Consider the following 13,555-nt stretch of genomic DNA (forward strand, 5'->3'; position numbering starts at 1 on the left):
TGTTCCCCCTTCAGTTGAAGGTCTCTGGCAGCGGGTCTCGTCGTTGAAACAAAAACAGGTCATCCGGTGCAAACTGGTGGCGTGCATCGCAAGTATAGCCTCGTAGCCAGTCAACCCCATCGATGCGGCGAACGTAGAATCCTTTGGGGAAATCGTCGGTTTTTTCCAAAGGCACAGAAGCGATCGTGATTGCGGCAGCTGGCGCTTTTCCTTGGGATTCCAGTCCGGTACTATTTGCCAGTTGGCGATAGCTAAGACGAAAGTGTAAGGCCATTTCCAAGGTACAACAAGTCAATCCATAAGAAGGCGCAGCTGCAAAAATCTCCGTCAAAGAGCCGCCTTGGGGGAGTCCCAGTTCTTTAAGGGGAACAATCACACAAGCAGCACGCTGTTTATCGGCACTGAAGGAGAGCTGGGGATGGCGCAAGAGCTGGTTGGCATACGCGTTTAAGTGAATCTGATTTTCTTCCAACTGCTGGCAAAGGCGGTTTAGCGAAACTCCGCCATACTGTACGATCACTTCCTTCAAATCAAACACTCCTTTCAATAGGGAACCTTTTCCTAAAAAAATCAGTTTGCGCCCTCGTTCTCGGACAAATTGGCATAAATCGCAGCAACTTCTTCTTGGTAACGATTCTTTAGTCGAGGGGGACTTAAAATGCGTAGGCTTTTTCCAAAAGAGAACAAATAGGGCACTACCCAGCTTTCCTCGGGCAAATCAACGGTAACCACAGCAGTGCCTTCCTCCGTCAAAGTAATATCCTGATGATCGAACTCATCATATACCCGATAAAGAACGTCGGCTTGAAAGAATAGACGCGCAGGATAGGTGTCAACAGTCAACTCAATGGCAGAATCAGGTGCAGTGACTGGGAAAAAATGCTGGTCAGTGACGTGGACTTGACTCATGCGGCTGATTTTAAATGTCCGAAAGGCATTCTTTTGCTGGTCGAAGGCTTGCAGATACCAAGCTTGCGAGCGAAAAAGCAGTTTATAAGGCTGGCAGATGCGTTTTTGCAGTCCCTGTTTACTGATATAGTCAAAGGTGATCACGTGGTTTGTTAAAATACTCTTTTTTAATAAATCAAACGTGTCGTTGCCGTTTTCTCGCCGATGCCAAGTGGAAAAATCCACTTCTAGCCAATCAGCACCGGGCTGCTTAAACAAGGATTGCAGTTTTGCCAGCGATTGCCCACTGATCTGTGGCGTCAGCTGGCGAATCCCTTTCAACGCCAAAAGCAGGTTTTTCCGTTCTTCCTCTGATAATAACACTTTATCCAACACAAAACTGCTTAACAAATAAACGCCGCCATTTCGACCCGTTTCGGTATAGATGGGCACGCCAATACTGCTTAGGGTATTGATATCTCTGGTGATGGTGCGAGTCGAGACTTCAAATTGTTTGGCTAATTCAGAAGTGGTTGCTTTTTCATGATTCAACAGGTGGTAGATAAGGCCGAATAGGCGTGTCGTGCTCACTTGGTTTACTCCTTTTATAAAAAGATGATAAAACACTGACACAAGGTGTCTAGGTTTCTATCGTATCATAAAGACAAAGAAGGAGGAACTCCAATGAAATTTTCGATAATGGCAACGGAAAGAACCAATAATTTTACTGATCCAGCGATTCAAGCAAAAATCACTGGCTTATGGGAGAAAAACAGCGAGGCGGTCAAGAAAGCCGCAGAAAAAGGAACGGTCATCGCTTGCGTTTACCACGAGTATGAGTCAAACTATAAAGGAGACTATGCCGTTTCGCTTTGTTTCGAAGAAACGGAGCAAGCAGACTTTGATACAGAAAAATATACTTGGAAAAAGTATCCGATCGATCGGCGCGATGCGCAGGGCATTTTGACTACTTGGCGTCAAATCTGGTCTGAGGAAGAAAACCAGCAGCTGCAGCGCAAGTATTCCTTTGATTTTGAACAATATGCGCCAGACGGCGAAGTAACGATTTTTATCGCCATTGCTGAAAGCGACAAAGAGCAGCTATTTTCCTGAATAGGAGGCCAAACAATGAGACAGTACGAAAGCAAAGCAGACTTGATCCAAGAGATCACAGAACGTTACCAAAAATTTCGCCAAGAATTTGATGAAATTCCTGAAGCCCTGCGAAATCAACGGATAGCAAGTGTCGACAAGACCCCTTCAGAAAACTTGTCTTACCAAATCGGCTGGGTCAGTTTGTTATTGTCATGGGAAGCACAGGAACAGCAAGGGATGAGCGTTCACACACCTGCTGAAGGGTACAAATGGAACAACCTTGGCGGATTGTATCAATCTTTTTATCAGACATACGGCAGTTTGACCTTAGCACAGCAGCAGGAGCTCTTAGACCAAAAAGTGACGGCCCTTTGCCAGTGGATCGAAGGCTTATCCGATCAGGAATTGTTTGAAGCAGGGCAGCGGGATTGGGCAACCACCAAAGCACAGTGGCCAGTCTATAAATGGATCCATATCAATACAGTAGCACCCTTTACCAATTTCCGAACGAAAATCCGAAAATGGAAAAAGGAAGCACTGCATTGATCAATAAAAGAAGCAAGCGGGTTGAGCGTTTTTTAGCAACTGAGGAACAGCTAACTTAAAGAATTGTTAAACAGTTGATCTGTGAAGATCAGCTGTTTTTTTTGTTTTGTGTCATCGCAAGAAACCACCTGGAAAGCCTATACTAGCTTATTGTCTAGTCGGTTTAGGTTAAGGAATAAACTGTTATTTTAATTCCTAAAGTGACGCGAAGGTGACAAAAATGAAACGCCAATTCGTAAAAGGGTATGCTATATTTTAAACAGTACTTGTTTTTTTACAGAAAAAAAGCGGGGAGTCGATGGCCTATCTTACGCAATCGCCGCCAATTGGTTTTATAGAAAACACACAAAACCATTCCCAAGTCTGATGCAAGTTTGCTGAATATTCAGCAAAATAAAAGTAAATGACTAAGAATAGAAAGGGTGAGGATCATCGAAAACAACCAAACCATTGGCTTGGCGTCAGGAGAAGTCAAGGCGCGGGTGCAGCGCGGTCAAGTCAATAAGACAAAAAAGGATACGACGAATACGTACCCGAAAATCCTTTTTACCAATATCTTTACCTTTTTCAATTTGATCAACTGTGTCCTATTCTTTCTCGTCTGTTTGACGGGTTCTTATCAAAACGGTTTGTTCGTCTTTGTTGTCTTCAGCAATGTGATCATCAATCTCTTTCAAGAAGTTCGTTCCAAACGAACGCTGGATAAGCTGGCACTGCTAAAAGTTGCCAAAGCCGATGTTTATCGGGATGGCAAGCTGGAGAACTTGCCGATACACAAACTCGTAATGGATGATGTGTTACGACTGAAAAGCGGGGATCAAGTGCCGACGGATGCCAAAGTCATTCAAGGATCTTTAGAAGTCAATGAATCCTTGCTGACTGGTGAAATGGATACGATCTACAAGCAGCCAGCAGACGAGTTGTTTTCTGGCAGTTTTATCACTGCTGGCGAAGCGTTATGCCAAGTGATCCACGTAGGCGCTGACAACTATATCGCAAAAATCAACAAAGAAGCCAAAACCATCAAACGACAAAAATACTTGATCCAAGGCAGTTTAAACAAAATCATTCGTTGGATCAGCCTGATTTTGGTCCCATTATGTACCCTCTTGTTCGTCAAACAGTTCTATTTTTCTCATGCAACTTTCAACACCGCCATCTTACGGACGGTGGCGGCAGCTGTGGGAATGTTCCCCGAAGGTTTGTTTTTATTGACCAGTGTCACATTGACCATCAGTGCCGTCTATCTGGCGCGCAAAAAAGTGATGGTGCAGGAATTGAACTGCATTGATGCCTTGGCACGGGTCGATGTTCTTTGCTTAGATAAAACGGGCACGATCACCGAAGGCAAGATGACGGTGGAAAAGACGATTTCCTTTCAATCGGACACACCGTTGGCAGAAATCACTGGTAACTTAATGGCGCAGCTACCCGATCAGAACCCAACGGCAATGGCGCTGCGAACCTTTTTCCCAGAAAAAACGACGTACCAGATGCAGCAAGTCGTCCCTTTTTCATCAGATCGTAAATTCAGTTGCGTCACGTTTGAAGGACAAGGCACTTATTTCATCGGAGCTGCGTCGATTTTACTAGGAACCAACCATGAAGCTGTCTTAAAACAGGAAAGGCAGCTGGCAGAAGAAGGCTACCGAGTGATCGTTTTGGCCCACAGTACGCAAGGCTATGAGGAGGCAGGACTGCCGACGGATATTGAACCGTTAGGATTTTATTTACTGTCAGACACGATCCGTGAAGATGCCAAAGAGACCTTGGAGTATTTTCGTTCACAGGCAATCCAATGCAAGATCATCTCTGGCGATGATCCAGTGACAGTCAGTCAAATCGCGAAAAAAGTCAATCTACCAGGAGCAGCTGATTTTATCGATGTGTCAAAATTAACTGCGACCGAATTAAAAGAAGCTGTCAGCAACTATCAGATTTTTGGTCGAGTGACGCCGCAACAAAAGAAAGAAATGGTGCTCTACTTGAAAGAACAAGGGCATACCGTCGCGATGACTGGCGATGGCGTCAACGATGTTTTGGCGCTAAAAGAAGCCGACTGCTCCATCGCAATGGCTTCTGGTGTTGATGCTGCGCGTCAAGTGTCAAATCTGGTTCTTTTGGAAAATCAATTTGATGCTTTGCCATCGGTCATGGATGAAGGCCGCCGAGTGATCAATAACATTACCCGCTCAGGTTCATTGGTGCTAGTGCAAGTCTTATTCTCCATCATGATCACCATGGGGACGTTGTTATCAGGAACGACCTATCCTTTTGAGCCGATCCAATTAACGATCATCAATGCCTGCTTTGTCGGCATTCCGACCTTCTTTTTAAACTTTGAACCAGACTTCAATCGGATCAAAGGGGACTTTATGACGACGATTTTCAAAAATGCTTTTCCAACAGCCTTGACGATTACGGTAGGAACTTTGCTGATCATCAACTTTGGCTATTGGTTCAACAGCAGCAGTAAAGCTCTATCGATCATGAGCATTATTTTTACTGCTTGGAACTATCGCTTGATCCAGAAAAAAGTCTATCCAGCGATCAACAGCTATCGAACGATGATTTTTTTCAGCACTCAGATCTTGTACTTTGCTGCTTTGATCGTCGGTCGCGACCTCTTTAACCTAGGCAATACCAGCTATCTCAACCTCATTCTCTTGATTGCCTTGTTGAATTTTTCCGCCTACATGCAACGCTTTGCGGATAAGGGCATCGAGCTGCTGATGCGAAGATATACGAAGAAACGAGCGCTGCAGAAAGTGCAAAACTAATAGAACAAGCCTAAATCAACCCGAAATGGTCGGTTTAGGCTTGTTTTGGTGTTAAAACAATTACTCGTACATGAGATGTTTAAATTTGATTCTGGGATAGTGATTTTTCATTTACAGGTTCTTGACTTAACGCACGTTTTCCAATACGAGTTATTAAAGTTATTATGCTGATGCTTATGCAGACAATTCCACCAAATAGAAAAGCTTGCTCTCCCGGATCAATCTGCAACCAGCCGAGGACCATCGGTGTAAAAATTCCTCCCAATGAACTAAGGAATTGAAATACTGACATAGCGACAGCAATTTCAAATGGGCGAGCTTTCAATGAAATATAAAACGGAATTGAAGCCATAACCATTGCCATAGCAAATCCAGATAAAATTGCACCAATTGACATGCCAAAGATTGTAGAAGAAAAACGACTAACTAAGAAAGTAAGTCCCATTGCTAAGAAGCCTAAAGCTAGTGTTTTATCTTTGGTTACACGGTTAATGTATTTTAAGGCGAACCCAACGAAAAATCCTCCGACTGTACCAACAGCATTAATCACTCCTGTTGTGCTTGTTCCCCCAATACCCTTAGAATAAGCCAAAATAGATAGGTTGCTTGGATAGACTATATAAATGAACGTCATTAAGAATGATAAAATGGCAAGAACGTAAATAAGCTTACTCATTGATTTCAAAACGTTGAAAGGATTTGTTTCTTTGTCAACGGCTTTAGTAGAATCCTTGGTTTTTACCTTATCCATCGGTAGATTTACTGCTATTAGAAAGAAAATTAATATAGTGATTAGAAAAATGTAATACGTATTTTGCCATTCATTGGCACCGAGGAAGCTTCCACCTAACATCATGACAACCGATCCGAGAGAACCAATAGATGTACCTATACCCATCAAACTTGCTCGGTCTTCACCCTCAAAGTACTCGGATAGTAGCATTGGACTAAGTGTATTCGTGAAGCCAAGTCCGATCCCTAAAACAAAAGCAAATACTAGTAATATATTGATGCTAGAGTGAAAGAAAACAGGCACTAATCCACCAATTCCTGTTAATAAAACCCCTAAAAGAGCTAGAACTTTCTTTGGACATTTCATGGCTAAGATACCGACAAGTAACGTTGTGATCATTGATCCTAACCTTGGAATCGTACCTATCATTTGGATTTTTGCCACTGATTCATTGGGGAAATCTAAAATAATCGCACTGTAAGCATTTGTGATGACCAGAGAACTCATGCCTAAAAAGCTCAAACAGAGAACTCCTATTTTTAGTCTTGTTTTATTCATCTATTTTCTCTCCTTTAATCGTTAAATGGTGTTCGCCAGATGTTAACACTCTTGAGGTCTCTCCATATTGGAAGGTTGCTTTCGTATTTTGTGGCACTCTTAAATGGAATTGGTCATTGCTTCGTTCGATCTCAATGTCACCATATGCCGTTGTATAGTTCAAGTGATAACTTGGGATCACGTTTTGCTCAAGCGGTGAAATTGTAAAAGAAGCGAAACCAGGTTCTGTTACTTGCAATCCTGCCAAACGTCTCACTAGCCAATCCCCAACGCAACCAAATGCATAGTGGTTGAAAGAAAAATCACAGACTGTACCATCAGGTTGAATCGATGCCCATGACTCCCAAATCGTGGTTGCCCCATGATTGACTTCGTAAAGCCAAGAAGGGCATTCTTCTTGTAGTAAGAGCTTCAATGCCAATTCTTGATAGCCATAATCACAAAGAACGTCAAGGAGATAAGGGATGGATAAAAAGCCAGTGTCTAAGCAATAATTGTTTGCAATAATCAGTTCGGATAGTCTTGCTGCTGCAGCTTTTGACGCTGTTTCATCTAAAAGATCAAACGCGAGTGCGATCACATAGCTTCCTTGAAAATCAGCGGTAAGGTGATCATCGCGCCAGTAATATTTCTGAAAAGCAGCTTTTACCTTATGACTAAAATCATTCCAATCTTCTTCCTCTTCATCCAGTAGCTGGCTGATTTGAGCAAAAAGTTGAGACGAGTGTGCTAGAAAAGCCGTACCGAAAAGGTCTTTCGTGACGAGTGCCGTTTCCATCGGACCTTTCGCATCTTCTCCGATCATAAAGCTAGGAAACATCCAGTCACCAAAATGAAACTTTGTATCCCATAAATATTGTTTGTCATCCGTCTTGTTCCCAGCGGCGCTTTTTCGACTAAAGGAGAGCCAACGCTTCATTGCTTGATAATTTCGGCTAAAATTTCTAACTTGCCATACCGTTGATACAATGTCCAAGGAAGTAAGACGATTGCGTCGCCCCAACCAGCAGAAGACAAAGAACCAGTAAGTGACTCCCCTTCAAAATAATCTCGTGGGGCAGGGGTATAATCGACAACTTGTCCATCTGCTTGTTGCTCCAAGCGGACATTGTCTAGCCAACGACCTAAGAAGTCATAAACATCCATAAAGAAAGTTGCTGTTGGACCGAACACTTGAATGTCACCTGTCCAGCCGACCCGTTCCCGTTGCGGACAATCTGTTGGAATCGATAGCATATTCCCTTTTTGACTCCATTGAATATTCTCAATCAGCTGATTTAATTTTTGATTGGATGTAGTAAAAGAGCCGGTTGCTTTCATATCAGAATAAATCGCATATGCCCAAACAGACTGTTTATCAGGCAGTACGTCAAGCCCGTCAATTTTGATGTAGCGAAATCCGTGAAAGGTAAAATCAGGCTCTAGGCAGGCTTCACGTCCGTTGCCAATAAATACATCTTTTTGGTTTTTGTTTCTTCCAACGATATTATTGAAAAAATGCCCCTCCCGATCGAGCACTTCGCTATGCTCAATGGTGATTTCCTGTCCATCTGCCAATGGAATCTGCAACTGGACACGACCTGCGATCACTTGGCCGAAGTCTACGATCACAGCGTCCTTTTCCCACCAAACACTCTTTGCTGCAAGCTTTTCTTGGCGTTTGACTTGCGGTCCTCTTTGAGGAGTCAACTGATCGAAGCCATAATCTGCTTTTGATACTTTCGTAAATCCAGTTAGGTCAAAATCGGTTTCCCAGTTTTCCTTTTCTAAACGCAAATCTTGTTTTTCACCAATAAAAAGATCACTGTAGACATATTTGCCATGGCTGCTAACAAAATCTTCGTCTGTCACAATGATTTCATACGTACCGTCGGTATAGTAGATTTCGATTTCTCCTAAAATACCTAGTCGATCACCGAATTGAGCACTGCCTCCACTGACACTGACCCTGCCGGCGTACCAGCCGTCAGCTAACGTTACCGACCAAACATTTTTTTCTTTTAACATGTGGGTCACATCATATGTCTGGTATTGAAGATACTGCGTGTAAGAGGTATAATCTGGCGCAAATAAGGCTTCTGATACAGCTTGTCCATTGATTTTTGCTTGGTAGATGCCGTGTGTCGTCATCGTAAGGGATGCTTGTTTGATAGACTTGTTTTCAACAGTGAATATCTTTTTCAAATAATGTGGTGGGAGTAACCTTTCTTCGGGAGGATCCTGCACAACTTTTTTTCCTGAAAACATATCCGCCAAACTGAATGGTGGTTCTTTTCGAGTTGGCTCTTGCTGCGGTTCGATCCAAGTTGCTTGCCAAGTTTTTGTCATAAATTTTCCTTCCTTTTTTCAACATTTGCCAAAAATGAAGCTTGCAATTCTTTTAATGGCTTGCTAGTATTACTACTAAGTTTTTGATACCTAAATTGTAAGCGGTATTCTTTTTTGTGTCTTAGCTATTATTGCCAACCCGATTAGTAAAAAAAGACATTGGAGGATTTCACAATGGCGACACTAACGATTCTTGAAAAAGCATTAAAAGAAGTTTATTTGGCTTGCCCAGAATTAGAACTCCAGGTACCGTTTCATGACAAAGTAATTCCCAAAAATTTAGCATCAAGCAAACGGTTGATCCTAGAACAAATTTTCTCGGAATTCAGACCAGAACTCTCGGAGCACTACTTGATCGAAGAAGATGCTGACATTCAAGTGATTAGACACATTCGCTATTTACCGGCAAATTACCATGCACATGAATTTTTTGAAATGATTTATGTATTAAATGGTAGCTGTTATAATTTTTTTGAAAATCAGACCTATGAATTGAAAAAAGGGGATGTTGTGATTATTGCACCGAGGACTACCCATGCTATTAGTGGATTTACCGATGATTTAGAAGCTTTCAATATTTTGATTCGTAAAAGTACATTCAATGCTTCTTTTTTCGGTTTATTAGAGGATAAGGATATTTTATCGCACTTCTTTTTAAATGCACTTTACGAAAACAGCAAGCGATTTCTTTATTTTCATACGAAGCCAGCTGCTGATTTATCAGAAGGAATTTTATTGATGACAGAAGAAATCAATAAAACAGATGGTTATTCTCAAAGAATGTTGAAGAATATTCTTGATACTTTTTTTATCAGGCTTTTAAGGGGATTACAAACCAATCAAGTCAGCCTAGATACTGAAGCGGGAGAGGAGTCAGAAATAATCGATATGCTTCAATATTTGCAGAATCATTTTGCAGAAGTATCAATTGCCGACTTATCTAAGAAGTTCAACTATAGCCAGCGACAAATTGCACGTATTCTAAAAAATAAAACTGGTAAAACTTTTTCACAATTGATATTGGAAATGAAAATCAGCAAAGCCAAAGTCTATTTAAAACAAACCAACTTACCGATCCAAGAAATTGCTGAACTCGTCGGTTATGGCGATTTGAGTAATTTTTATCGCTATTTTTTTTAAAGTAACAGGTTGTTCGCCAAAGCAGTTTAGAGAAATGAATTGAGCGCTTATCAAAGAGAACTGCTCTTCTAGAGATGTTGAGCAGTTTTTTCGTATGCTAGGTAGAAGTTAAAGAAAAATTATGTGGGCAATAGTCTTGCTATGAAACTCGTTTCATACCGTACAATCAACTAAGGGACCTTTTCAGAAAATTGTCGAAAGTGGAACAACTAATTTTCTATGGTAGACTTAGGTCACGAGCAAAACAATCAGATAGGAATGAAAGAAATGGCAACGATTCGCGATATAGCAAAAATTACTGGTTTTTCGATCACGACGGTCTCTCGTGTGATCAATGGACATCCTTATGTTGATGAGCAAAAGCGAGCAGCGATTTTGGCGGTGATGGAAGAACTGGATTACAAACCGAATAAAATCGCCCAAAAACTTAGCTCGGGGAAAACCTATAATATTGGAGTCATCGTACCGTTTGTCAATCACGCCTTCTTTGATGGAATTTTAAATGGCATCATGGAAGAAGCCTTTGCCCAAAAATACAAGGTGACGTTGCTGCCGACCAATTTTGATCGGAAGCTGGAGCTAGAATATCTAGAAGAATTCGCTGCAAAGGGATTTGATGGCTTGATCGTCATCACTCGCGCAAATCATATCGAGACATTTTATCCCTACATGGAAAAAGGACCGATTGTTTTTTGTGAAAATTCGACCGGTACTGCCGTTCCTTTCGTTGCGATCGACTTGGTCGGCTCTGTGACAGCCAGTATCAATTATTTGAAAGAACAAGGTGTAAAATGCTTGGGACTGACGCTAGGGCGCAGCAAACGCCTCAGCTGCAATTCAGTCAACACGATCGCAAAAGCCAAGGAGCTGTTTCCTAATTTTTCTGAAGCAGATATTTATTGGGATTGTATCAAAGCACAAGATGGGATTCCCGCAGCTGCATTTTTTAAGGAACGAGGAATCGATGGGGTGATCACAAATGGGGACGAGATCGCAGCGATGATCTTAAATCAATACTCCCACGGGACAGCACCCATCGTGATTGGGCAAGAAAACCTGCTCATCAGTCATATGCTGCACTTTTCTTCCGTTGAGTTTCATCTGGATCAATGCGGCAAAGAAGCCTTTCGCTTGTTTCAAGAAAGAAAACAAGAGCAGATCATTCTGCCTTACGAACTTATTATTCGTGAATAATCATCGTTATAAAAAAACACACCTTTTCGTCGAGAGGTGTGTTTTTGCCTGCTTTTTAAAGGGAATTTGAGGAAGGAAAATAAAAAAATAAATAAAAAATCAATTTTGAATGCTTGCTTTTCACAGAGTAAAGGGCTACCATTGGTCTGTGGCTTTTTCGCCACAAAAATAGGAAACGTATCAGACAAGAGTACTTGGGGAAGATTCTCTTGGGGGAAGCCTGATACGTTTCCTTTTGTTCATTCTAACACTATTTATATATAAAGTAGAGAGATATTGAGTAGATAAATAAAAATACTGCTGTAATTGATGAATAGGAAAAAGGCAATCTCACAGACGAGTATCTCTGGAGCGATTTCCTACAACATGCTGGATGGCAAATTGCTCCATCATGTTTTGATTAATTACAAAGCATCAACTAACTAATTGTGTTGCACCCACTAGAAAATTACATAATTTCGCAACACCTGTTTCAGCTGTTTCTTTGATTAGAACAGTCGCAGTATTTTCGTAAACATGAATCACACTAACTTCTTGTAAACCGGTAAAGCCAATAACATTTGCCTGATAGTTTTGACCAGGGAACACTTGGTATTTTTCCATGTTTTTATCTCCTTCATTAATCTTATTTCAAAAGAATAATAATTAAAATTTAAGAAAAAGTAAAGTGAAACGATTTTTCATTCAAAAACTCGTCCTTTCGGCTGTTTATTCGAGTGGAAATCAACCTTTTCTGTAATTTTTCATTTGGTTTTTCAATAAATATACGATGGCTAGTTGAATATTATTCAAAGGATCATACCAATTTAGCGAGCGATCGATTACAAAGTTGAGGGAAAGAAAGCCAGAAATCCCCAGCTATATTGTTTGTTTTGTCCCGTCTTCACGCTTATAATAAAGGTAGGAAGAACGATCGGCGTCACCACTTCCTAATTCAATTGAAAAGGGCGTGCAAGTTATGGAAAACGTATACCGAAATAACTTTGTCAAAAGAACGGTTCAACTGATGTTTGCACCAAAAAAAATCAGAAAACGTCCACCCGAACAATGGATCAAAATGCCTACCGACCGAGGTATTCGGAGAAAGGACGCGTGATCCAGCATCTCGCAGCTATGCGTGAAATAGTATTTAAAGAAACGAAACTCAGGAAGTCCCGTCATGGGACTTCCTTTTTTATGTCATTTTTATCACATTCTTCATTGAGAAAATTATTAGTATAGGCGCTCTTTTGCAGACGCAAGGTCAAGAATACGATGGAATAAGAAATCACAAACTACAAAGAAACGAATGTCAGAACTCAATGGATCATTGGATGAAAGACTACAATCCTTCTTTTCATTGAGGGATTTCCCTGTTTCTTTTGATCGATTTTAAATTGGATATTGCCAGGAAAAATGCGCGCCAACGAACGATCACTTTCTATTGGTACAGGAGACCAACGTTTAAGGAACGTAAAAGCAATCAAAAAAGCGCTTTTTTCGTGCGAAGATTCTGTTAAAATGATGATATGGATAAAAAAATAGCAATTGCTGCAAATCAATCATTTAAAGAAGGTGAAAGCATGGACTACCAAGAAATCGCGCGTCATTTTCAGACAACATCGTTTGATCCCCAACCGTTTGTGCAAACGGCGATCGATGATCGAAAGGTAAGGGAGAAGCTAGTGGAGAATGTCGTTGATGGTCAAAATCATATCAATGAGTATTTTAATAGTTATTTGATTATTAAAGAAGTAGCCACTAAAAACCCTGAGCTGATTTATGATGAGTGGGAACGGATCTGGGCACTGCATACCCACAAAAATTCCTATCATCGGTGGATCGCCCATGATCTGATCACGCAACTTCTGGTGATCGATCATGAAGACAAGTTTGAAGCAATCAAGCGAGAATATGTACTGCTGCCCAAAGAAGAAAAAATCAGTAATTACAAGAAGATGTCTGAAAATATCCAAAAGGCTATGAAGCTCAAAGACCTCAGCAAAGAAATTTCACTGTTATGGAAAATTAAGTACATGTGATGAATGAACGGATAATCAGGTTGATGGTATTGCTTTCTATTAGCTAAATCATAGAAAAAACAGGCTATCTTTTTGTGATTCAAAAAAGAGCAGATGTATCAGTAGCAAGCAGCGATTATGACGTTGAAAAAATTGATATCTCTGCTTTTTTTAGCCTGTAGTTGACTCATTATCTGATACTGAGCGCGCGTATTTCAACATGTCGCTGTATGAAATAACAGGGAAATCTCCCTTAAGTCCTTGTAAGAAGCCAAGTGAAACTTTATACTAGA

11 protein-coding genes and 1 pseudogene are annotated in these 13,555 nt (G+C 41.0%); 6 read left to right on the forward strand and 6 right to left on the reverse strand.

Going from position 1 to position 13,555, the window contains the following annotated elements; translation table 11 throughout:
- Positions 1–10 precede the first annotated feature (10 nt).
- Together IGI69_RS02755 and IGI69_RS02760 are read right to left on the reverse strand one after the other, a co-directional pair.
- Entirely contained in the window at positions 11–529 is a 519-nt protein-coding gene (locus tag IGI69_RS02755) for a helicase (RefSeq protein WP_438739655.1), read from the reverse strand.
- Positions 530–570: 41 nt separating this feature from the next.
- Complete coding sequence (locus tag IGI69_RS02760; protein ID WP_438739657.1) at positions 571–1,479, reverse strand: helix-turn-helix transcriptional regulator; 909 nt, start codon at positions 1,477–1,479, stop codon at positions 571–573.
- A gap of 93 nt (positions 1,480–1,572) precedes the next feature.
- Here IGI69_RS02760 and IGI69_RS02765 point away from each other — a divergent pair, with 93 nt between their 5' ends.
- The 3 genes from IGI69_RS02765 (at position 1,573) to IGI69_RS02775 (ending at position 5,309) form a co-directional block, all read left to right on the forward strand.
- Complete coding sequence (locus IGI69_RS02765; RefSeq protein WP_438739659.1) at positions 1,573–2,001, forward strand: effector binding domain-containing protein; 429 nt, start codon at positions 1,573–1,575, stop codon at positions 1,999–2,001.
- Between the two features lie 15 nt (positions 2,002–2,016).
- Positions 2,017–2,529: a ClbS/DfsB family four-helix bundle protein gene (locus tag IGI69_RS02770; protein ID WP_438739661.1), complete on the forward strand. Its 513-nt coding sequence runs from the start codon at positions 2,017–2,019 to the stop codon at positions 2,527–2,529.
- 422 nt (positions 2,530–2,951) lie between these two features.
- Positions 2,952–5,309, forward strand: coding sequence for an HAD-IC family P-type ATPase (locus tag IGI69_RS02775; protein WP_438739663.1), 2,358 nt, complete (start codon positions 2,952–2,954; stop codon positions 5,307–5,309).
- Between the two features lie 79 nt (positions 5,310–5,388).
- Here the strand turns inward: IGI69_RS02775 and IGI69_RS02780 are convergent, their stop codons facing one another.
- The 3 genes and pseudogenes from IGI69_RS02780 to IGI69_RS02790 form a co-directional block, all read right to left on the reverse strand.
- Positions 5,389–6,600 carry an MFS transporter gene (locus tag IGI69_RS02780; RefSeq protein WP_167827337.1) on the reverse strand — a complete coding sequence of 404 codons (1,212 nt, stop codon included), beginning with the start codon at positions 6,598–6,600 and terminating at the stop codon, positions 5,389–5,391.
- Entirely contained in the window at positions 6,593–6,856 is a 264-nt protein-coding gene (locus IGI69_RS02785) for an alpha-L-rhamnosidase C-terminal domain-containing protein (protein ID WP_438741486.1), read from the reverse strand. The genes IGI69_RS02780 and IGI69_RS02785 overlap by 8 nt, the downstream gene beginning before the upstream one ends.
- A 51-nt stretch (positions 6,857–6,907) precedes the next feature.
- Positions 6,908–8,928: pseudogene (locus IGI69_RS02790) on the reverse strand (family 78 glycoside hydrolase catalytic domain); the annotation flags it as partial.
- Positions 8,929–9,102: 174 nt separating this feature from the next.
- Here IGI69_RS02790 and IGI69_RS02795 point away from each other — a divergent pair.
- Complete coding sequence (locus tag IGI69_RS02795) at positions 9,103–10,068, forward strand: AraC family transcriptional regulator (RefSeq protein ID WP_438739665.1); 966 nt, start codon at positions 9,103–9,105, stop codon at positions 10,066–10,068.
- A gap of 267 nt (positions 10,069–10,335) precedes the next feature.
- Entirely contained in the window at positions 10,336–11,262 is a 927-nt protein-coding gene (locus IGI69_RS02800) for a LacI family DNA-binding transcriptional regulator (protein WP_438739667.1), read from the forward strand.
- A 414-nt stretch (positions 11,263–11,676) separates the two neighbouring features.
- Here IGI69_RS02800 and IGI69_RS02805 read toward each other — a convergent pair whose 3' ends face one another.
- Positions 11,677–11,865, reverse strand: coding sequence for a hypothetical protein (locus IGI69_RS02805; RefSeq protein ID WP_005227564.1), 189 nt, complete (start codon positions 11,863–11,865; stop codon positions 11,677–11,679).
- A 959-nt stretch (positions 11,866–12,824) separates the two neighbouring features.
- On the opposite strand from IGI69_RS02805, the gene IGI69_RS02810 reads away from it, so the two are divergent.
- Positions 12,825–13,283 carry a hypothetical protein gene (locus IGI69_RS02810; protein ID WP_015508979.1) on the forward strand — a complete coding sequence of 153 codons (459 nt, stop codon included), beginning with the start codon at positions 12,825–12,827 and terminating at the stop codon, positions 13,281–13,283.
- The last annotated feature ends 272 nt before the right edge of the window (positions 13,284–13,555 follow it).

This window comes from Enterococcus sp. DIV1083b, from assembly GCF_051713705.1.
Taxonomy (GTDB): domain Bacteria; phylum Bacillota; class Bacilli; order Lactobacillales; family Enterococcaceae; genus Enterococcus_D; species Enterococcus_D casseliflavus.